The 19,145-nt window shown below is 66.6% G+C and carries 19 protein-coding genes; 12 read left to right on the plus strand and 7 right to left on the minus strand.

Going from position 1 to position 19,145, the window contains the following annotated elements:
• Position 1: 1 nt before the first annotated feature.
• The 10 genes from QWY84_RS20105 (at position 2) to QWY84_RS12985 (ending at position 10,323) form a co-directional block, all read left to right on the plus strand.
• Positions 2-874 carry a class I SAM-dependent methyltransferase gene (locus tag QWY84_RS20105; protein ID WP_353959890.1) on the plus strand — a complete coding sequence of 291 codons (873 nt, stop codon included), beginning with the start codon at positions 2-4 and terminating at the stop codon, positions 872-874.
• A 24-nt stretch (positions 875-898) separates the two neighbouring features.
• Positions 899-2,368, plus strand: a complete 1,470-nt coding sequence (locus QWY84_RS12945) for a metallophosphoesterase family protein (protein WP_290203130.1) — start codon at positions 899-901, stop codon at positions 2,366-2,368.
• Positions 2,369-2,436: 68 nt separating this feature from the next.
• Positions 2,437-3,486 (plus strand): sodium:calcium antiporter, encoded by a 1,050-nt coding sequence (locus tag QWY84_RS12950; RefSeq protein WP_290203131.1) that lies wholly within the window; start codon positions 2,437-2,439, stop codon positions 3,484-3,486.
• A gap of 113 nt (positions 3,487-3,599) precedes the next feature.
• Complete coding sequence (locus QWY84_RS12955) at positions 3,600-4,565, plus strand: hypothetical protein (RefSeq protein ID WP_290203132.1); 966 nt, start codon at positions 3,600-3,602, stop codon at positions 4,563-4,565.
• Positions 4,566-4,637: 72 nt separating this feature from the next.
• A complete protein-coding gene (locus QWY84_RS12960; RefSeq protein WP_290203133.1) occupies positions 4,638-5,555 on the plus strand; it encodes a lipid kinase in 918 nt (305 codons plus the stop codon).
• Positions 5,556-5,945: 390 nt separating this feature from the next.
• On the plus strand, positions 5,946-6,653 hold the full coding sequence (locus QWY84_RS12965; protein ID WP_290203134.1) for an energy-coupling factor ABC transporter ATP-binding protein: 708 nt from the start codon (positions 5,946-5,948) through the stop codon (positions 6,651-6,653).
• On the plus strand, positions 6,650-7,312 hold the full coding sequence (locus tag QWY84_RS12970; protein WP_290203135.1) for an energy-coupling factor transporter transmembrane component T family protein: 663 nt from the start codon (positions 6,650-6,652) through the stop codon (positions 7,310-7,312). Before QWY84_RS12965 ends, QWY84_RS12970 begins: the two co-directional genes overlap by 4 nt.
• Positions 7,296-7,841 (plus strand): biotin transporter BioY, encoded by a 546-nt coding sequence (locus QWY84_RS12975; protein WP_290203136.1) that lies wholly within the window; start codon positions 7,296-7,298, stop codon positions 7,839-7,841. The genes QWY84_RS12970 and QWY84_RS12975 overlap by 17 nt, the downstream gene beginning before the upstream one ends.
• Positions 7,838-9,172, plus strand: a complete 1,335-nt coding sequence (locus QWY84_RS12980) for an AMP-binding protein (protein ID WP_290203137.1) — start codon at positions 7,838-7,840, stop codon at positions 9,170-9,172. Before QWY84_RS12975 ends, QWY84_RS12980 begins: the two co-directional genes overlap by 4 nt.
• Positions 9,169-10,323 (plus strand): thiolase family protein, encoded by a 1,155-nt coding sequence (locus QWY84_RS12985; RefSeq protein WP_290203138.1) that lies wholly within the window; start codon positions 9,169-9,171, stop codon positions 10,321-10,323. Before QWY84_RS12980 ends, QWY84_RS12985 begins: the two co-directional genes overlap by 4 nt.
• Positions 10,324-10,465: 142 nt before the next feature.
• Here QWY84_RS12985 and QWY84_RS12990 read toward each other — a convergent pair whose 3' ends face one another.
• Together QWY84_RS12990 and QWY84_RS12995 are read right to left on the minus strand one after the other, a co-directional pair.
• Complete coding sequence (locus QWY84_RS12990) at positions 10,466-10,924, minus strand: hypothetical protein (RefSeq protein WP_290203139.1); 459 nt, start codon at positions 10,922-10,924, stop codon at positions 10,466-10,468.
• 253 nt (positions 10,925-11,177) lie between these two features.
• Positions 11,178-11,861 carry a response regulator transcription factor gene (locus QWY84_RS12995; RefSeq protein WP_290203140.1) on the minus strand — a complete coding sequence of 228 codons (684 nt, stop codon included), beginning with the start codon at positions 11,859-11,861 and terminating at the stop codon, positions 11,178-11,180.
• A 550-nt stretch (positions 11,862-12,411) separates the two neighbouring features.
• On the opposite strand from QWY84_RS12995, the gene QWY84_RS13000 reads away from it, so the two are divergent.
• Positions 12,412-13,032 carry a response regulator transcription factor gene (locus tag QWY84_RS13000; RefSeq protein ID WP_290203141.1) on the plus strand — a complete coding sequence of 207 codons (621 nt, stop codon included), beginning with the start codon at positions 12,412-12,414 and terminating at the stop codon, positions 13,030-13,032.
• Here QWY84_RS13000 and QWY84_RS13005 read toward each other — a convergent pair.
• The 5 genes from QWY84_RS13005 to QWY84_RS13025 all read right to left on the minus strand — a co-directional run bounded on the left by QWY84_RS13005 (position 13,008) and on the right by QWY84_RS13025 (position 17,559).
• Entirely contained in the window at positions 13,008-14,597 is a 1,590-nt protein-coding gene (locus tag QWY84_RS13005; protein WP_290203142.1) for a PAS domain S-box protein, read from the minus strand. The genes QWY84_RS13000 and QWY84_RS13005 overlap by 25 nt on opposite strands.
• Positions 14,594-15,028, minus strand: a complete 435-nt coding sequence (locus QWY84_RS13010) for a nitrogen regulation protein NR(II) (RefSeq protein ID WP_290203143.1) — start codon at positions 15,026-15,028, stop codon at positions 14,594-14,596. The genes QWY84_RS13005 and QWY84_RS13010 overlap by 4 nt, the downstream gene beginning before the upstream one ends.
• Positions 15,029-15,182: 154 nt before the next feature.
• Entirely contained in the window at positions 15,183-16,139 is a 957-nt protein-coding gene (locus QWY84_RS13015; protein WP_290203144.1) for a sensor domain-containing diguanylate cyclase, read from the minus strand.
• Positions 16,140-16,298: 159 nt separating this feature from the next.
• The gene (locus tag QWY84_RS13020) at positions 16,299-16,991 is read right to left on the minus strand and encodes a glycerophosphodiester phosphodiesterase (protein ID WP_290203145.1); all 693 of its coding nucleotides are present in this window, start codon (positions 16,989-16,991) and stop codon (positions 16,299-16,301) included.
• A gap of 40 nt (positions 16,992-17,031) precedes the next feature.
• Positions 17,032-17,559 (minus strand): DUF192 domain-containing protein, encoded by a 528-nt coding sequence (locus tag QWY84_RS13025; RefSeq protein ID WP_290203146.1) that lies wholly within the window; start codon positions 17,557-17,559, stop codon positions 17,032-17,034.
• A gap of 272 nt (positions 17,560-17,831) precedes the next feature.
• Here QWY84_RS13025 and QWY84_RS13030 point away from each other — a divergent pair, with 272 nt between their 5' ends.
• Positions 17,832-19,046, plus strand: coding sequence for an ABC transporter substrate-binding protein (locus tag QWY84_RS13030; protein ID WP_290203147.1), 1,215 nt, complete (start codon positions 17,832-17,834; stop codon positions 19,044-19,046).
• The last annotated feature ends 99 nt before the right edge of the window (positions 19,047-19,145 follow it).

The raw sequence follows: 19,145 nt of genomic DNA on the forward strand, positions 1-19,145 counted from the left end.
CATGTCAGCGTCGGCTGTTTCGGAATTCGAGGATCCATCCAGACATTCCAGTCTCGGTCGGAAGAGGCGATACGCGGAGCGGCGGTATGCCAATCCGGACCAAAGGCTGGTCCATGCCCTTGAGACACGCGTCATTCGCCGATATCTGCTTGAGCTTACGCATCCCGGGGATCGGGTTCTCGACGTGCCCTGCGGTTATGGGCGGTGCACAGAATCCGCATGGCAAGGCGGCCGGGAGATCGTCGGCGCGGACATCAACCCGGATATGCTGAGCCTTTTCAGAGAGCACACCGGAGGGCGAATCCCGCATCTTTGTACTACCAGCGTTGCCTTGCCGTTCCAGGACAATGCGTTTGATGCTGCCCTTTGCGTACGGTTACTCCAGCATCTTCATGACGCCGAGGCCCGGCGGAAGACACTTGCCGAACTCGCGCGCGTCACGCGTCACGGAGTCATCATCACGGCTTACGTACACTGCCCGGTTCACGGAGCGGCCCACGGTGTACGTCGACTCAAACGCCTTGCGCGGTACCGGCTCAAAGAGCTCGATGACGACGTGCGCAGCGCCGGCCTGCGCATTGCCCGGGCTCAGCGTCCCGTGTCATTCCTCCACGCACAGCTCGTACTTAAACTCTTGCCGGCGCGGCGAGCGGAAGCGCGCGGAGGCCAACAAGCCTGGATTTCTGCCGAACGGCGGCCCAAGGAGAAAACGTCCCTGATGCGACTTCGAGACGGCATTGCATCCTTCAATGACTCCTTCGGTGCATCTGCACACGCTTTGCGACATCGCGGCTCTGCCGCGAGTTCATCCGTGAAGGATTCTCCCGTGGCACGCAGAAGCTTGATGCTTCGACGCTTCGGAACCGGCCGATGACTTGAGATGCGCAACAGGAACATCATGGAATCCGATACAGCGGAAACGAGAGAGGCGCCGGGAGCGGTGCTTGCGGAGCACCAGCGCGTCGGGCCAGTCCTGTTCTTCCGTGGTCACGACGGTGTCCGGCTTCACCTCATGGCACTGATGGCCGTCTCTGCGGACGACGCCTCGCTTGAGGTGGCGGCGGGGAGTGATGCCGTGGAACCCGTGTTGCTTTATCAGAGCTCAGGAATATGCGTCCACGGTTATTCATTTTCTCTGCCCGCAGACGAGGGCGGCACCTATACCGTGAATGGTGACGAATACTTCGTGGCCGGGATACCGGACGGCGATGTGCGACTGGCGTACGTGGCCTGCAACGGCCTCGAGCAGGGCGATCGGGAAAGGGACCTCGACGAGCGCAACGTGCTGTGGAAGCGCCTGGCCGAGCAGCACCGGAGTGTGCCGTTTCATCTGCTGCTCCACGGGGGAGATCAGCTCTACGCGGACGAGATGCTGGACGTCCATGCCTCGGTGCGTTCCTGGGCCAACGGAGGCCCCGATGACGGGGAAGAGGTTGCCTTCGTAAGCGCGCTGCTGCGGGAGCTCCTGCTTCGACGGTACCTGGAGCTCTACAGCCAGCGGGACCCGGCCTGGCTGCTGGCCCGCGTGCCGTCGCTTTGCATGTGGGATGACCACGATATCTGCGACGGCTGGGGGTCATTGCCAGCGCGGCAACTCGATGCGGCCATCGGGCAGGCTGTATTTCGCGTTGCCCGGGAGATGTTCATGGTCTTCCAGCTCGGCTCGCCACCGGATGAGCCGCCGCCCGCGTGTCCCGACCGCACCGGCAGGAACCTGACCTGGGCGGTTACCCTGCCCGGGGTGTCGCTGGTGGCCCCGGATCTGCGCTCCGAGCGGCGCCCGGAGCGCGTCATGGGGGAGACTGGATGGCGGGCGTTCCAGGAGGGCCTCGATAGGGCGAACGGCGATCGCGTGTTCGTGCTCTCCAGCGTCCCCGCACTCGGCCCCCGGTTGTCGTGGGTCGAGCTGGCCATGCACATCACGCCGGGAGCCCAGAAGTACGAGGATGATCTGCGCGACCAGTGGCAGAGCCGGTGGCATCGCCACGAGTGGCGGCGATTCCTGAGCGCAATGCTTGCCGTCCATGAGCGGGACGAATCACCCGTAACGGTTCTATCCGGTGAGATCCACCTGGCGACACGCGCCACGATGGCGGCGAAAGCGGGGCCGTTGCATCAGCTGGTGTCGTCCGGAATCACCCATCCACCGCCGCCGCGCGCATACGCGCGGGCACTCGGGTGGCTGGCCCGCCTGGGAGAGGCGCCGCTGACGGATCACCCGATACGGCTGCATCCGCTGCCCGGGCAGCGAACCGTGTATACGCCGCAGCGCAACTATCTCGTGCTCCAGCGCTCGTCCGGCCGTTGGCTCGCGTGGTGGGAACTGGAGGAAGACGGGGCGACGCCGCCTCTGGCCCTGGATGTATAGAATAGAAGCGACCTGAGGTATCCATGTATCAACGTCCCGCGCACCAGCGGTACGAAGGACTCTGAGTCATGACCGGGATTCTGCTATGGACGTTTGTGGCACTGGTCTCGACGGCCATTATCTGGAAGGGCAGTGGCTTGCTGGAGGGCTCCAGCGCGCGTTTGTCTGCGTACTACCAGCTTCCGGATATCGTCCAGGGGGCCATTGTCGTCGCTGTGGGCTCGAGCTTCCCGGAGCTTTCCACTACGGTCATCTCGACGCTTGTCCACGGAGAATTCGAGCTCGGGGTGGCCGCAATCGTAGGATCGGCGCTGTTCAACATTCTGGTCATTCCGGCCCTGTCGGGGCTGAGTAGCCGGGAGCAGCTTCGCTCGAACCGCGATCTGGTCTACAAGGAAGCGCAGTTCTACATGATCGCCGTCGCGGTCCTCACTCTGACTTTCTCCTTCGCGGCCATTTATCATCCGATCCCGGGGCCCGAGGGCACGATCCGGGGCGAGATGACGCGGTGGCTCGCCCTCATGCCGATCGCGCTGTACGGGCTGTACCTGTTCGTGCAGTACCAGGACACCCTTGACCATACCTCGCAGGTGGACGCCTCTCACGTGCGCCCGGGGCGCGAGTGGGGCAAGCTCGCGCTGTCCCTGCTGGTGATCGTCGTCGGTGTCGAAGGCCTCGTGCGTGCAGCCGTGAGTTTCGGCGACATCTTCGGGACCCCCAGCTTCCTTTGGGGGATTACGGTTGTCGCCGCCGGCACCTCGATTCCCGATGCGTTTGTCTCCGTTCGGGCGGCGCGTGACGGGCGCGGCGTTACAAGCATTGCCAATGTCCTCGGCAGCAATACCTTTGACCTGCTGGTGTGTATTCCGGCAGGTGTTCTCATCGCCGGGAGCGCAGCGATCGATTTTTCCGTCGCCGCTCCAATGATGGCCGCGCTCACAGGAGCGACCGTACTGCTCTTCCTTCTGATGCGCACACGCATGGTGCTCTCCCGCGCCGAGTCCGTTGTGCTACTGGGCGTATATCTCGCGTTCATCGTCTGGATCGCGGTGGAGACGTTCGGTGTCGTGGATCTCGTGCCTCGGCTTCCGCCAGCGGCTCCCTCCGGTGGACATTGAGCAGCGCCGCCATCGGGAGCCTATTGATGCCTTTGCAGGTGGGCTTGCCATTCGATCAGGTTCAACCGGAGTAGGGCGGTCGGCCGATACACCCCAAAGCATGAGGAGGTCTCATGGCGGCAGAGCTGGCTGACATGCAGCGATTCGCGCGATACGGCGAGCAGGACTCCAGCTACCTCCTGGCCGTGATCACCGACGAGGATCAGGCATCCCGTGTCGAGCTGGACGATGGCCAGGTCGCCTGGCAGTCCACGATTCGGTACGACCGGCTCGAGCGGAAGGTCGACGCCTCGACGGGGGAGGTGCGCTATGAGGTCAGGTGCATCGATCCGGAACAGGGCGGTCGGTTCCGCCTTACCAGCCTCATCGCTGAGGGCGAACGCGGCGCTGAATTCTCTGAGCTCGTTCGTTTTGGCGAACGGCTCCTGACGTTCGATGACCGCACCGGCCTGGTATGCGAAGTGCGCGGTCGGCACCAGCTTGTTCCCCGGCAGATCCTGATGACCGGGCGTGGCGATGAGCGTTTCAAGGGCTTCAAGAGTGAATGGGCGACCCTCAAGGACGATTCCCTCTACGTGGGCAGCCATGGCAAGACGGCGGAGGAATGCTGGGTCAAGCGCCTGGATCGCGGCTACGGGCTCGAGAGCCTGAACTGGCGCACCCGCTATCGGCGCATGCGTGAAGTTCTCGGTGTCGAGGGGACACCGGGCTACGTCATACACGAAGCCGCGGAATGGCACCCCGTGTACCGACATTGGTATTTCTTCCCTCGCAAGATCTCCACGGAGCCGTTCGACGAAGAGCTCGACGAACGCGAGCGCAGTGGCAGCCAACTGATCATCGCCGACGAGGCGTTCGACGATGTACGCGCGATCACCATTGGGCAGCGGGTCCCGGAGCGAGGTGTATCGTCCTTCAAGATCATCCCCGGGCGGCCGAACGAGTGTGTCGGCCTGAAGAGCGTGGAATGGGGCGCCATTACGGAGACCTACATGTTCTGCTTCGATCTCGACGGTAACGTTCTCATGAATGACACCTTCATTGGTGCATACAAATGTGAAGGCGTGGAGGTTCTGTAGGGGAGGAGGGGCTGAACCCCCTTCCGTACAATCTCATCTTCCCTTTGCTGGTTGTGAACCGGAGAGGATGGAATGCTGCAACGCATTGTCATATTCTCTAATGCATCCGCTGGCCGTGATCCCCGGATTCTGAATGCTGCCGTGGCCGTGTTCGATCAATACGGGATTGATTACGAATGGTTTTCACCCCGCGACGTGGACGACCTTCGGCGAAGCATCTCCGCCTTGGGTGACAACATCGATGCCGTGGTCATCGCCGGTGGCGACGGTACTATCAATGCCGCGCTGCCGGCCGTCGTCAAAGCGTCGATCCCCATGGGAGTGTTACCGACGGGAACTGCCAACGACTTCGCTCGAACGCTGAACTTACCCGCCGACCTCGGTGAGGCGGCGAGGGTGATCACCGAGGGGCGCATGCAGCCGCTGGACCTGGGCCGGGTCAACGGCCGCTTGTTCTGCAATGTAGCGCATATCGGCTTCGGCGTGCGTGCACAGACGGAGGCGTTGAATGCGGAGCACAAGAAATGGCTACGAGGCCTCAGCTACGCCGTGAGCATCTGGCGAGCCCGGCGACTACTGACCTCGTTCACGGCGGAAGTCTCCGTGGACGGGCGCACCGAGCGTGTGCGGACGATACATCTCAGTGTCGGAAACGGACGCTTCTATGGCGGCGGCGTTCCGATCGAGGCCGATGCAGCAATCGATGACAATCTGCTCGATGCATACTCGATCCCTCCTCAACGGGGGCTCGGATTATTGCATGCAATCCGTGATGTACGACGAGGGGGTCTGCCGAGTAGTCCTGTGTGGCGCGCAAAAGGACAGCATATCGTGATTCGCACGCGTCGTCCGCGACGCGTCCTCGCGGACGGCGAAGAGGTTGGCCATACACCGGCGGAGTTCGACCTTCTCCCGCGTGTTCTGTCGGTTATCGTGCCTCTCGGCGGATACGCGCCAGGCCTTGCCTCCGAGACGGTTTCAAGTCGGTGAACAGCTGCAGCGACCGGCGGGACCGGATTCATGATACCGGGCGGTAGCGGGTGTCGCCGCTGTAGCCGCTGTAGCCGCTGTAGCCGCTTTGCATCTACCGACCTGTGCTACTCGGGGCTACAGTAGCCGGCCAGGGCTTGCAGGCTCGAGAGTGTGGGCAGATTGCCCGCGAATCATGCCGAAGCAATTGCGTTACAACCCGCATTGCGTCCTACCCGATAACCGTACTGCGTATAAGGTAGATTATGTTAAACAACAGTTGAGCCCAATCGGAGGTGAACGTAAACCGATAGAGCAGCATCCAGGTTGACGCTACTGCTCGAATGGGTATCCTCACGTCTCTCAACAGAATTTGCTGCCAGGCATTCGAGGCGAACGGGAGATAGCCCGATGGGTGACGCACCCGCAATCGAGCTCAACCAGGTCACGGTAAGGCACGGCAAGCGCACGGTGCTGGATATCGATGACCTGAGGCTAACGGATGAGCGTATCGGCCTGATCGGAGCGAACGGCTCGGGCAAGAGCACGCTGCTTCGCTGCTTGAACGGGCTGGTGACGCCGTCCTCCGGACAGGTACGGGTGGACGGGCTCGACACCGCACAGTCGATACGGCAGGTGCGGCGCAAGGTCGGCTTCGTATTCCAGGACCCGGAAGCGCAGATCGTCATGCCCACCATTGCCGAAGAGATGGATCTGGGGCTGAAGGCGCAGCGACTGCCCTCTTCCGTGCGTCGGGAACGCATGGCCGACGCCCTGCAGCGGTTCGGTCTGCAAGGCCGGGAGGAGGACTCCGCGCACTTGCTGAGCGGCGGCGAGAAGCGGCGGCTGACCCTGGCGTCGATCTTTGCCATGCACCCGGACATTCTGGTCATGGACGAGCCGACGATCATGCTTGATCTCCCGGGGCGGCGGCAGTTCCGGCGGATGATCGATCCGCTTCCCCAGCGGGTGCTGATCGCGACCCACGATCTGGAGCTCCTGGAAGGTTTCCAGCGCGTGCTGGTGCTCGACGACGGCCGCATTCACGCGGACGGCAGCCCGCGTGCCGCCATTGAGGCCTACCTGGACCTGGTGGACGCCCGCGAGGCGGCGGCATGATCGGGACGCTCCACGTACCGGGCCCGTCGCCCGTCCATGCCGTACCGGCCGGATACAAGCTGCTGGTGCTCTGCGGGCTCGGCACGGCAAGCTTTGTTATCGCGGACCCGGCAGTGATCGCCGCCGGGGCAGCGGTCGTGATCATGCTCTACCCGCTGGGCCGGGTGCCGCTGCACCAGGTCTGGGTCCAGGCCCGGGACCTCGCCCCCCTGCTCGTCCTCATGGCGGTCACCCAGGCATGGTTCGACAGCCCGCTCGCGGCTGCGCTGACCGTTACTCGTGTTCTCACGCTGGTCTGGGCCGCCGGTCTGGTTACGGCGACGACCGGGTTTTCGGCGATGATGGCGGTACTGCAGCGCATCCTGGCCCCGCTGCGCCGCTTTGGCGTACGCCCGGCGCGGATCGCGTTCGCGCTGACCATGACGGTCCGTTTTGTCCCGCTTCTTCAGGAGATGATCCAGGAAACCCGCGCCGCCCAGGCCGCCCGCGGCATGGGGAGAAACCCTCTGGCCCTGGCGATTCCCGTGACGATCCGCGCGCTGCGCCTGGCGGAAGGCGTTGCGGAGGCGGTGGAGGCACGGGGAGCGCTCACCGACGATGATGACTTCGGAATCCCCGAGCGACGACATAAGGAGAAAGCAAGTGACACAGACGCGTGATCTGGTCCTCATGGGCCTGTTTGCTGCCGTGGTGGCGGGTCTTGGCCTCCTGCCCAAGGTGACGCTGGGCTTCGGCGTGCCCATCACGGCCCAGACGATGGGGGTGATGCTCGCCGGCGCCATCCTGGGTGCGCGGCGGGGCGCCGGGGCAATGGCGATCTTCCTGGTTCTGGTAGCGCTCGGCCTGCCTCTCCTGGCCGGCGGCCGCGGTGGTCTCGGGGTGTTCGCGGGCCCCACGGGGGGCTTCGCCGTGGGGTTCATCGTGGGCGCCTATCTTACCGGCTTGCTGGCGGAACGCCTGCCGTTGCGAATGGTGTTCCCGCGCCTGCTGATCGCCAGCATCGTCGGCGGCATCGGCGGCGTGTATCTGCTCGGGATCCCGCACTGGGCGCTCGTTGCGGATACCCCGGTCAGTCAGGTGCTGCTGATGGCGCTCAGCTTTGTCCCGGGCGACCTCATCAAGGCCTGCCTGGCCGCGCTCGTGGCCGCCGCCATCCATCGCGGCTACCCGGTGCTGCAACGGGCATGAGCGCCTCGTACCCGGCGCTCCTGGAGCGCTTGCACGATGCCAGTGTTCGTGCACCGCAGCATCCCGCCGTATTCGGGATCAGCGGCACGCTGGACCGGGACACCCTACTCCGTCGCGCCCTGGGCGCGGCGGAGGCCGGCAATGCCGGCACGCAGCGGGTCGTCGCTCCCGACGACGTGGGAGCGTGGCTACCCTGGCTTGCCGGCTGCTCCCTCGGCGGCGGCATCTGGCGGCTGGCTGCCGGCGGCATCGACGAGCCGCCGCCGGCCGGGGCGTCGATACCAGCGCCCTCGGCCGACGACACCCCCTGCATTGCCACGCAGACCACCGGCACCACGGGCGCCCCGCGCACGTTGATCCGTGACCGGGCGTCCTGGCTGCGCTGCTTCATCGCTGAGGAATGGCTCCTGGGTCTCAGGTCCACGGACCGTATACTCGTGCTGGGCCACCCCGCCTTTTCCCTGGTGCCCTATGCGGCGCTCCGGGCCCTCCACCTGGGCGCCGCCGTGGGCGTTCTCGGCCGCCCTGCCCGCCGGCCCGCCCGCTGGATGCGTGGCGCCCTGGCGCCGACGGTCATCTACGGTGCGCCGCCGCTGGTAATGGCCCTGGCGCGGATGCAGACGGCGCAGCCCGATGCAACCGTGCGACGCATCATTACCGGGGGTGCCCGGGTGAGCGTCGCGCAGCTACGCAGCATGCAGTCGGCGTGGCCCGCGGCACGGATCACGTCCTTCTACGGTACGGCCGAAACCAGCTTCCTGTCGGTCCGGGAAAATCCGGACGGCGCGGACTCCGCCGATGCGGGCATGCTGTTCCCCGGCGTGGAATGCGCACGCGATCCTCTGGGCCGGCTCCGGGTGCGCACGCCGTACGCGGCCACCACGGTCGAGCAGGCGGATGGAACGACCCAGCCCGTCACCGATGCCAACGGCTGGCTGACCCTGGCCGATCGCGTCTCCCTCGCGGCCAACGGCAAGGTGCGCCTCCTCGAGCGAACGGACGACCGGGTGAACATCGCTGGTGCCCTGATCGCTGCCGCCCCGCTCGAGCAGGCCCTGGAACGGCTGCCGTGGGTGACCGAAGCGGCCGTTGTTGGGCTGCCGGACGCCCGGCGCTCCGACACGGCCCTGGCGCTCGTGATGACGGCCGGTACCCCGGCCGACGATGCCGGGCACCAGCTCAGGGAAGCGCTTGACCGCGCCACGCCGGCCCGGCTGCGCGTTGAACGAATGCTCGATGACCCGCCGCGCACGGCAGGCGGCAAGCTGGATCGCCGCGCCCTGGCACGGGCGCGTGCCGCCGGGACTCTGGCCACGGAGGTGTTGCCGTGACGGCCGAAGCGCACGGAGACGCGATCCTGGTTGCGATCCGGCGAACGGCGTTCGGCCGCACCGGAGGCGTATTCCGTTCATGCACGGTCGATGCCCTCGCCGCACCGGTTATCCGCAGCATTCTCGCGGATACGGGGCTGGCCTCCGACGCCGTGGACGAGGTCTGGCTCGGCAACGCCCTGGAGGGCGGCAACGTCGCCCGCCGCGCCGCCCTCGCCGCCGGGTTGCCCGTGGACACGCCTGCTTTCACGGTGGACCGCCAGTGCAGCAGCGGGCTGGACACCATCATCGATGCCTTCCAGCTGGTGGCCAGCGGCCGGGCGCAGGCGATCCTGGCCGGTGGTGTCGAGAGCTGCAGTACCGCACCATGGCGCGTCTCACGGCCGCCGAGCGCTTCTGCGGCCCCCGCGTTCATGCGGCGAGCGCCGTTCAGCGCTCCGCCGTACGCCGATCCGGATCCGATCGCCGGCGCGGACGCCCTCGCCGGCCGGAGCGGAATCACGCGCGCCGAGCAGGATGCCTGGACGGCACGCAGCCACGCCAACGCCCGCACGGCGATGACTGCCGGGTGCTTCCGGGCGGAACGGGTCCCCGTCCTGGCCGGCAACGAGGCGGAGACCGATGAAATTCCACGGGACGGCATGACCACGGCCCGCCTGGGGCGGCTACCCGCGCTGCTGAGCGGCGGTACGGCGACGGTCGCCAGCGTTGCCCCGGAAGCTGACGCGGCCGTGATCGCACTTGTGGTGTCCCCGGCAATGGCTGCAGAGCTCGGTGCCGGCCGCCGACTGCGGCTTCTGGGTGCGGCCCGGGCGGGATGCGATCCGGCGGACGCCGGCTATGCCGCGGTACCCGCCCTCACCCGTCTCAGGCAACGATACCAGCCCGTGCCCCCGGAGCGTGTCGAGTTCAACGAGGCCTTTGCCGGTCAGGCACTGACCTGCCTGCGTGCGTGCGATCTGCCGGAAGACCGCACCAACCGCAGCGGCGGCGCCCTCGCCCTCGGGCACCCCTTCGGCGCATCCGGTGCCTACCTTGTCTGTCGGCTCTTCCACGATCTGTTGCCGTGCACCCCCGGCCTGGCAGCCGTCTCGGCCATGGGCGGTCAGGGAACAGCGGCACTGTTTGCAGCCGAAACAGGAGTCGACTGATCCGTGGTGATTCCGTCGCGCGAGCCCGTCGGTTGCCGTGTCGCCGAGGCGAGCCGCGCAGGCCGCGCAACCACTCCGAGCCGGTCGTACGGGCCCGCGCGGGATCAATAACGTGGTGACAACCCGCTACCGGCTGTCGCGATTACTCGGGGGCGGCCTCGTCCGCGTCGGGCCGCCCTGCGCCATCGCCCTTCCCCGGCACGGGCTGCGACGAGGACGCGGTCGCCATGGTGCCGTTGGCGACAAAGATTCTGCTGGAGCAGCTACGCACCTGGTCCACGAAATCCAGCCAGCGCTTGTTGCTGGCCTGCGCGGCATCCAGAAAGCAGCTGACAAGCTCCGGCTGCACCGTCAGCAACGTTGCCGGCTCCCGGGTCTCGGCGGCCCTGGCGACCGTTTTCGCGATCCTGTCGCCCGTCTTCATCCAGTCGTCCACTTGTCCCTGCGACGTCTGGCGAACGGCGTCCTGCAGCTCGGCCGTGACTTCCTGCATGCGCTGGACGCTCTCCTCGGCGCCCTTCATCGCCATTGTCCAGGGTTGCGCCCAGCTCGACGGATCGATTGGCGTCGCGGTGCCTTGCGATTGCTTCGTATGTGCCATGTCCTGTCATCCCCTTGCGATGGTGTGGTTGGTCTGTTGTGACGGCAATCCTGCCTCCGTATTCCTCCGTGAAGGTCCTACCGGCGAAACGGCACGACGGGTGACCATCCACAGTAAGCATCCGCCAGGGCCGCAGGGATCGGGATGTACCCCAACCAGGTTCATGTTCTCCCTAGAACGCTGCCGGCGAGAGGGCCGGAGCACGGGCGGGCTCGCCGACATTGCGGGGACATCGCGAGTACGGATGCGCCGGCTATCCGGCGTTGCACACGGCCATGTCCCGGTTTCGCGGCCGCGCACCATTGTCGCCCAGACGAACCAGGTCCGCCTTGATGGCCATGCGGATCAGATCGCAAAGGCTCCCTGCACCGGTCTTGTGCATCACCCTGGATCGGTAGACTTCCACGGTCTTCGGGCTGATCCCCAGAGTCTTGGCGATCTCACGATTCGAAAAGCCCTGGATCGTTACGACGGCCACTTCATACTCACGACTCGTCAGCCCCTTGAAGCGGGCGGAGAGATCGCGACGACGCTCCCTGCTCCGGGACACCGAGCGCGCGAACTGCTGTGCATCGTGCACCGCGTCGAGCAGGACCTGCCCGTTGAACGGCTTCTCCAGGACGTCCGTCGCCCCGTTCTTGAGCGCATCCACCGCAGTGCTTACGTCGTTGGGTTCGAGCAGCAGGATGACGGGCGGGACGATGCCCTGCTGCCGCAGCGAGTGGATGAACCGGACGCCGTCCACCCCCGGAGCATCGGCGTCGGCCAGCACGCATTGCCAGCATGGCCTGGAACGGCTCGCTGCCAGCAAAGCCTCACCGGCGGTCTCGAACCAGCGTGCGTCAATGCGGACTGAGTAGAACAATTCCTCCAGTGTCGTCAGAATGGCCTCGTCATTCTCCACCACAGCGATGTTCGGCGAGGTGACCGCGTTCATGGTGATCTACCTCCTCACCATCCGTGGCGACCGTATCTCGACGAAACGCATCGACCTCCTTACGGGAGTATGGAATCCAGGGATCGGGGGCACAACGTGCCGCGGCGCGCGACCCTGGAAACAGGGTTCATGGAGGGGATATGCGCATTTCCGCAATCCGACTGCGGTTGTCCCTAATCCCCGGCGCGGAGGACTTCATCTACTGTTGCAGAAAAGGCTGCCATATTCCGGAATCCCTGCGTCTCCCGGCGCCGTTCGGGCCGCACGGTGGAGAGGCAGACAAGTCAAGCATCACGGGATTTCCGGACGACGCCAGGGTGCCCTTTATGCGGGAGAATCGGATGATGCACGTGATCCACGGCGGCAGGCCTGTACCTGCCCGGCAGATGGGGAGGCACGGCTTCTTCGCCGTGTGGCTGGAGTTCGCGCGCTGCCTCGACTGGTCGAGCCGAGCCCGCGAGGATTCGTCACTCCTCGCCTTCGCGGCCCTGCAACGGATTGCTTGCGTCGCAAGAGACGCGCCGCCGGGATGCGGCCCGCGGGAACGCCGATGAGCCGCGAGCCCGTTGTCTACGTGGTTGATGACGATCCAGTCATCCGCGAATCCATCGAAGCACTTCTGCACTCGAAAGCGATCCGGACACAGACCTTCCCGGACGCGTCGGCGTTCCTGAACGCCTTTGATCCGGACATTCCGGGTTGCTTGATCGCCGACGTCCGCATGCCGGGCGTCAGCGGGCTCGACCTGCAGAAGGAGCTCCACCGCCGGGGGCATCGTATCCCCGTGATCATCATTACCGGCCACGGTGATGTACCGATGGCCGCGCGGGCCATCAAGGGCGGCGCGCTGGACTTCATCCAGAAGCCGTTCGATGCCGACAAGCTCATCGCGCGGATCGACGAAGCCCTGCACCAGGACGCGGAACAACGGCGGGAGCATCGCCGTACACAGACCCTGGTCGCCCGCATGGCCCTGCTCTCGGAGCGCGAGCGTGAAGTGCTCTTCCGGGTGGTGCACGGCGCATACAACAAGACCATTGCCGATGAGCTGGGAGTCAGTATCTCCACCGTGGAGGCCCACCGCCGGAACATCATGCGCAAGCTGCGTGCCCGCACGCTCTACGAGCTGATCTATATCGCCGATACCTACTGGGACCGGCGCGGTCGTTGATATTCCTCCCCGCCCCGGCCCCGGATCGCCGGCAGGCGGCACCTGAAGACGGGACACGGTCCCGGCTCGGGGAGCTCCAGCACGCCCCCGTGGGCGTCGATGATGGAGCTGCTGATGGGCAGCCCGAAGCCCAGCCCCCCGGGCCGGGTGGTGAAAAAGGGCTCGAGCAGCCGCTGATGCTCCTCCCGGGTCACGCCCGGGCCGTTGTCCCTCACCCAGAACTCGACCCAGTGGCCCTCGTTGTCGACCCCGCGCGTGCCGAGCTCGATCTCCCGGGCGCTGTGCCGGTGCTTCACGGCCCTGATGGCGTTCTGGAGGAGGTTGAGCACCACCTGCTGCATTTCCACGCAGTCGGCCATCACGGGCTCGACGTCGCTCTCTCTGGTGAGGTGCAGCGTGATCCTGCGCTCGCGCAGCTCCCAGTCCACCAGCTGCGTGGCATCCCGGATCAGCGCGTTGATATCCACCGGCGAACGCTGGCCGGAGGAATGCCGTGCCAGGCGCCGTAGACGGCGGATGATCTCGCCTCCGCGCTGGCCCTGCCGGACGACGTTGCGTAGCAGCTCGCCGACGCGGGTCTGCTCGCCCGCAAGCCGCTCCCCCAGCAGGTTGCGGCACGCCTCGGCGTAGTTGACGACCGCTGTCAGGGGCTGATTGATCTCGTGCGCCAGACCGGCCGCGATGCCGTCCAGCATGGTCAACCGCGATACGTGGGCGAGGTCCCTCTGCAGACGCCCGACCTGGTCCTCGGCGCGCTTGCGGTCCGTTATATCGATCAGTGTTCCCACCGCCGCCGTCTGGCCCTGCAGCTCGATCCGTGCCCCCCAGGCAATGAGATCCCGCCTGGAGCCGTCCCGCGCCAGGCCGCGGAGCTCGTAGGGCCGCCCCTGCTCGTTCTTGTTGCGCATTGCCATGCGCTGGGAGACGAGCTCGCGCTGCTCGGGAACCACCACGTCCAGGGGCCCGATACGGCCGATCATTTCGTCGGGCTGGTAGCCGAACATGCCGGCCATCGCGGGATTGACGTACAGGAACAGGTCGTCGCGGTAGACGCAGATACCCGCCAAGGACGCTTCCATGATGGTCCGGCACTTGGACTCGCTCTCCCGCAATGCCTTGCCCACGGACATGAAATCCGTGACGTCCCGGGTAATGCACAGTACGGAAGGGACGTTCCCGTCCGCATCACGCTCGGGGACGAGGCGGCTTTCAAAACCGTGCTCACGACCCCCGATCGTGGTGCAGAAGCGGATGCTCTCCTCTTCACACGTGTCGAACACCCGGGCCAGCGCGTGCTCCCAGTACGACAGCCGGGTGTCGTGCAAGCCGAGCTCCCGGTTCGTGCGCCCGATAATCTGTTCCCGCGGGCGTTCGAGGACCCGCTCAACGGCCCGATTCACGTACAGGTAGCGCAGGCGTCGATCAAGCCGGGTGACCAGATCCGTGCTTGCCTCGACGACATAGCGGAACATCTCGTCCGGCGGCGGCTTCGCGGCTGCGGGAGACGGTGCATCCGCTGCCGGCGAAGGCCCCGTCCTGCCGGCTGTCGATCCGCGGTCGATCATCGCTGCCGCTCCGGGGCGCCGGACACCGTCCGCCGCAGGGCCCTGTTGCCCTTGTCGTGTTCCCCGTTCCCGCTCGGGATGCTGAACGCGATCTCCGTCACCGTCACCATGAGGCCGATGCGTCGCTTGCCCCGGAGCATTCGCAGCTGCAGCGTCGCGGACACGTGGTAGCCGCTGGGCAGCATGAACTCCAGCCGGTCAAGCCAGACGGTGGTGCAATCGTGAAATGCGGAGCGCACCCGGAACAGGAGTCCCGCATCGAGGTTGATCCAGTCCTGTACCGGGATGCCGCGGGCGGGACCGGCGCCAAGGTCGCAAAGCGTCCGCAACGCATGATTGACGGCGCTCACCCGCAGGCGCTCGTCAAGGAGCAGCCGTGCGGGAGGACGCCGTACGGGTTCCTTGTCCTGATCGGCGGATACGCTGCTCATGCCTGTCCCGTCCGCTGTTTCGACACCGCATCGTTCACCGGACCGCTGAACAACCCGGCACCATCGCCTACAACGCTAATGCCCGCGCGGAACCCGGGAAATCAGGGAAAGCCTTACATCCGCTGCGGTCATCCCGGGAGCCGCCGGGCGGACCTCACCATGACGCCCCGCGTCCGGCCGCTCGGTTCTTGGCCCGGTACATCGCCGTATCCGCGTGTTCCAGGAGCGCCTCCATGCTGTCCCCGTGATCCGGGGAAACGGCGACCCCGATACTGACCCCCAGGCGAACCGACTTGCCGTCCACCTCGAACGGCGCCCGCAAGGCCGCCCTGCACTTGTCAGCGACGCGCCGCCCCGCCTCCTCCCGCCCATGCTCCGGCAACAGGACGGCGAACTCGTCCCCGCCCAGGCGGGCAAGCGTGTCCTCCTCCCGCAGGCAGCGGCCCAGGCGCTCCGCGACGCACGCGAGAATGCGATCGCCGACCGGATGACCGAGGCCGTCGTTGACCGCCTTGAAGCCGTCCAGGTCCAGGAACAGCACGGTGATCCCGGCTCCCCCCCGACGCGCCCGGGCGAGGGCCTGTTGAAGGCGGTCCTGGAACAGCAGCCGGTTAGGGAGGCCGGTGAGTGCGTCGTGGTGGGCTTGATGCCGGAACAGCGCCTCGACCTTCTTGTATTGCGTCATGTCCCGGGCAACGCCGTAGGTGCCCAGGTACTGCCCCGCCGCCCCGTTTTCGCCGTCGCCGTAGATGCCCACCGCAGTAACGTCCACGTGGACCGGCTCACCGTCGGCAACGCGCCTCAGGCGCAGCTCCATGCCGGTCGTGGCCCGGTCACCGGTTCGCCGCTCGTGGAAACAGCGGCAAGCACAGGGTTCGTCCACCTCCACGAGGACGCTACTGTAGTGCTGGCCCAGGAGCGTCTCGGGCTCGCACCCCAGCAGGTGCCGGGCGGCTCCATTGACGAACGTGAACCGGCCCTGGGCGTCAAGGACGTACATCAGGTCCGGTGCGGCATCCACCATGAACCGGTACAGGGCGTCCCGTCCCGGCCCGGATACTGCCGGAACGGGCTTGTCCCGCCGAGGTTGTTCCGGATGCGCCGTCGCCATCGGATCCCCTCTATGCCTCGCAGAAATGAACGCGCCGCGCACGCATGCGGAAGCAGTGCGCTGCAGCAGCTTCGGCAACAAGCAGCGATTCGGGATTCTGCTACAGGCAGTCTAGTGCGCGGCGCGGCCACGCCGCCATTAGGGCGAACCTTTCCCCGGTTACGGTGATTCCCGTTCCCGCCGGCAGCCGAGAAAGTGCTCGACGTGGTCGGTGATGAGGTAGTCCACTGTCTCGCGGGCAAGGAGCCAGCCTTCGTCGCCCGGTACGGCGTTGTAGACGCCCGTGGCATAACCGGCCTCCCGGCACGCGGCAAGGAGCGGTTCATCGCAGAACTGGGCGTCGAAGACGACGGTGTCGATGCCGCTGGCCGCATTCAGCGCCGCGACGAACTGCACCACCGAGGCCGGCCGGTGCGCGTGCAGCCACCCGGCGCGCCGGTCGCCCCGGGCCCCGCGCCGTCCGCCGACCGCGGCATGGTGAAAGGAGGTGAGCAGCACGCTGATACCGTCGTGGCGACGCAGCAGCTCATCCAGCGGGCCGGCAGCCGCGGGGTCCTTGATCTCGAGGTTCCAGACGGCACCGGGGAACGCGGCAAGCGCCTCGTCGACGCGTACGGCCGGCGGCCTGCCCTGCCCCGCCCGACACCGGTCGACCTCCTCGGCAGTCAGCCGGTTGATCCGGCGGAAATCGTCGAGCCAGGCATCGTGCAGGAGCACCAGTGCACCGTCACCGGTCATGCGTACGTCGGTCTCGACACCGGCGGCCCCGGCCCGCATGGCGGCGTCAAACGCCTCGAGGGTGTTCTCCGATTCCCGGTGCAGGGCACTGCCGCGGTGGCCGAGGACGATCATTGCGTCACCAATGCTTCTGTTGGCGGCGGGCCCGCCGGCGTCAGTTCCCGGCACGGCCGGGCAAGCCGGCAGGCATTTCCACGACGGCGCCGGCGGCCAGACCGTAGGCGGCGCCGCGCCCCGCCGCGACCTCGAGCGCCGCCGCCACCGGTTCTCCGGGCGAGGTCAGGGTCTCCTGGTCCGGCGTCATCCGGTGTACCTCGACGATGCGCCCGTCGGGCGCGATAAAGGCGATGTCCAGCGGCGCGTGGACATTGTTCATGTGGAAGTGCGGACGCCGGGGCCGCTCGAACACGAACAGGATGGCGGTCGCGTCGACGGCTTCCGCGCACAGGTGCTGCATGCCTGCGGCCCGGTCGGCCCCCGTGGCCGCCACCCGCACGCGAAGATGCTTGCCGCCCGGAAGGCCGAGCTCGGCCGTGGGCATTCCCGCAACGGCCTCGGTCTCCTCGGCGCAGGCCGCTGCCCCGTGCTGTCCCTGGTCGTCCACGGCAGGCAGCGTCCCGGTACCGAGGACGAGGCCCGCCAACATGAGGGCCGTCCAGGCCCGCGCTCGTGTTGCCGTCATAGGTCTACCGCCGTGTTGCGAACCGCCGTGATGGGCTCGCCCCCGAAACCGGTGGGCGTACCGCTGCAGTCTGCCACGCCACGAGCCCGGGAAGAATCCCGCCATCACGCCGACGGGCGTTTGCAGCTGGTCCGGCTCGGCAGTATTCTCGGGATGTTACGGACGTTGTCGGGGCCTTCCCGGAAGTGCCGATCCGCTGTCTTCGGCAGCCGGCACGGCATTCGCGGGGGCCGTGCGAAGCGTTTGTAAGTCCAAGCAAAAGGAGAAGAGAAATGAACCATCTGGCTCGGACAATTGGCGTAGGGCTGGCGGTCTCGCTGGGGGCAACCGCCGGCGCGAGCGCGCAGCCGCTGCACATCGGTGCGTTGGTCCCTCTGACCGGCGATCTCCAGGCGTACGGTGAAACCTCGGAGAACGGCATCGAGCTCGCCGTCAAGGAAATCAACGAGGCCGGCGGGGTTCTCGGTGAGCCCATCCAGCTCACCTCGGGTGATACCCAGACCAGCCCGCAGGCGGGCGTGGATGCGGCCCAGCGCCTGGCCTCCGTGGACGGCGTTCACGCCTTCGTGGGCGCGCTGTCCAGCGGCGTCACCATCCCCGTGGCCGAGAGTGTCAGCAGCGAGCAGGGCATCCCGCAGATCAGCGGCGCCTCGACGTCGCCGGTGATCACGGATCTCGCGGACAACGACTTCCTCTTCCGCACCGTTCCTTCGGATGCCTTCCAGGGCAAGGCCCTGGCCGAGATCGCCCAGGACGAGGGCTACCAGAGCCTCTCCGTGCTGCACATCAACAACGACTACGGGCTCGGGCTCGCCGAGGCGTTCCAGGAGGCGTTCACCGAGGCAGGCGGGGAAGTCCCGCAGGTGGCCGCCTACGAGCCGGGGCAGGCCTCGTACCGGGGTGATCTGCGGCGTGTCGGCCGTGGCGGACCCGAGGGCCTGGTGCTCATCGGCTATCCGGAGAACGGCCGCACCATCCTCCGACAGGCTGTTCAGGGCGGCATGTTCGAGAACTTCGTGTTCACCGACGGCCTGCAGGATCCGGCCCTGATCGAGGCCATCGGCGCTGAGTTCATGAACGGTACCGTGGGCTCGGTTCCGCAGGCTCCGGAGGGTACGCCCGGTGCGCAGCATTTCGAGGAGTCCTACAGCGCGGAATACGGCGAGGTGCCTCCGCAGCCGTTCATGGACACGGCGTATGACGCGGTCCACCTGATCGCCCTCGCCGCCCAGCAGGCGGGCACCACCGACAGCGAGGCCATCCGGGATAACCTCCGCTCGGTGTCGCGCGCCCCGGGCGAGAAGGTCTACCCCGGCGAATGGGAGAAGGCCCTGGAGCTGCTCGCCAACGGTGAGGAGATCAACTACGAGGGTGCCTCCGGCTCTGTCGACTTCGACGACAACGGCGACGTACCGGGCTCCTTCGCTCACTGGGAGATCCAGGGCGGCGAGATCCGCAACGTGCGGGTTTTCGCACCGGGCGAGTAAGAAGCTTGCCGTTACCGGGCGGCGCAGGCCGGGCCTGCGCCGCCCTCCCTCCTCGAGACCCCGCCGCGCCGACGGCCATGCCCGCCAGGGCAGGCGCAG

Origin of the sequence: Aquisalimonas lutea (assembly GCF_030409225.1) — a bacterium.
GTDB classification, from domain to species: domain Bacteria; phylum Pseudomonadota; class Gammaproteobacteria; order Nitrococcales; family Aquisalimonadaceae; genus Aquisalimonas; species Aquisalimonas lutea.

What these genes read in the sequence shown, in the direction of transcription:
- QWY84_RS20105 (WP_353959890.1), top strand. Translation starts at nt 2, where the DNA reads ATGTCAGCGTCGGCTGTTTCGGAATTCGAGGATCCATCCAGACATTCC.
- QWY84_RS12945 (WP_290203130.1), top strand. Translation starts at nt 899, where the DNA reads ATGGAATCCGATACAGCGGAAACGAGAGAGGCGCCGGGAGCGGTGCTT.
- QWY84_RS12950 (WP_290203131.1), top strand. Translation starts at nt 2,437, where the DNA reads ATGACCGGGATTCTGCTATGGACGTTTGTGGCACTGGTCTCGACGGCC.
- QWY84_RS12955 (WP_290203132.1), top strand. Translation starts at nt 3,600, where the DNA reads ATGGCGGCAGAGCTGGCTGACATGCAGCGATTCGCGCGATACGGCGAG.
- QWY84_RS12960 (WP_290203133.1), top strand. Translation starts at nt 4,638, where the DNA reads ATGCTGCAACGCATTGTCATATTCTCTAATGCATCCGCTGGCCGTGAT.
- QWY84_RS12965 (WP_290203134.1), top strand. Translation starts at nt 5,946, where the DNA reads ATGGGTGACGCACCCGCAATCGAGCTCAACCAGGTCACGGTAAGGCAC.
- QWY84_RS12970 (WP_290203135.1), top strand. Translation starts at nt 6,650, where the DNA reads ATGATCGGGACGCTCCACGTACCGGGCCCGTCGCCCGTCCATGCCGTA.
- QWY84_RS12980 (WP_290203137.1), top strand. Translation starts at nt 7,838, where the DNA reads ATGAGCGCCTCGTACCCGGCGCTCCTGGAGCGCTTGCACGATGCCAGT.
- QWY84_RS12990 (WP_290203139.1), bottom strand. Translation starts at nt 10,924, where the DNA reads ATGGCACATACGAAGCAATCGCAAGGCACCGCGACGCCAATCGATCCG.
- QWY84_RS12995 (WP_290203140.1), bottom strand. Translation starts at nt 11,861, where the DNA reads ATGAACGCGGTCACCTCGCCGAACATCGCTGTGGTGGAGAATGACGAG.
- QWY84_RS13000 (WP_290203141.1), top strand. Translation starts at nt 12,412, where the DNA reads ATGAGCCGCGAGCCCGTTGTCTACGTGGTTGATGACGATCCAGTCATC.
- QWY84_RS13005 (WP_290203142.1), bottom strand. Translation starts at nt 14,597, where the DNA reads ATGATCGACCGCGGATCGACAGCCGGCAGGACGGGGCCTTCGCCGGCA.
- QWY84_RS13010 (WP_290203143.1), bottom strand. Translation starts at nt 15,028, where the DNA reads ATGAGCAGCGTATCCGCCGATCAGGACAAGGAACCCGTACGGCGTCCT.
- QWY84_RS13015 (WP_290203144.1), bottom strand. Translation starts at nt 16,139, where the DNA reads ATGGCGACGGCGCATCCGGAACAACCTCGGCGGGACAAGCCCGTTCCG.
- QWY84_RS13020 (WP_290203145.1), bottom strand. Translation starts at nt 16,991, where the DNA reads ATGATCGTCCTCGGCCACCGCGGCAGTGCCCTGCACCGGGAATCGGAG.
- QWY84_RS13025 (WP_290203146.1), bottom strand. Translation starts at nt 17,559, where the DNA reads ATGACGGCAACACGAGCGCGGGCCTGGACGGCCCTCATGTTGGCGGGC.
- QWY84_RS13030 (WP_290203147.1), top strand. Translation starts at nt 17,832, where the DNA reads ATGAACCATCTGGCTCGGACAATTGGCGTAGGGCTGGCGGTCTCGCTG.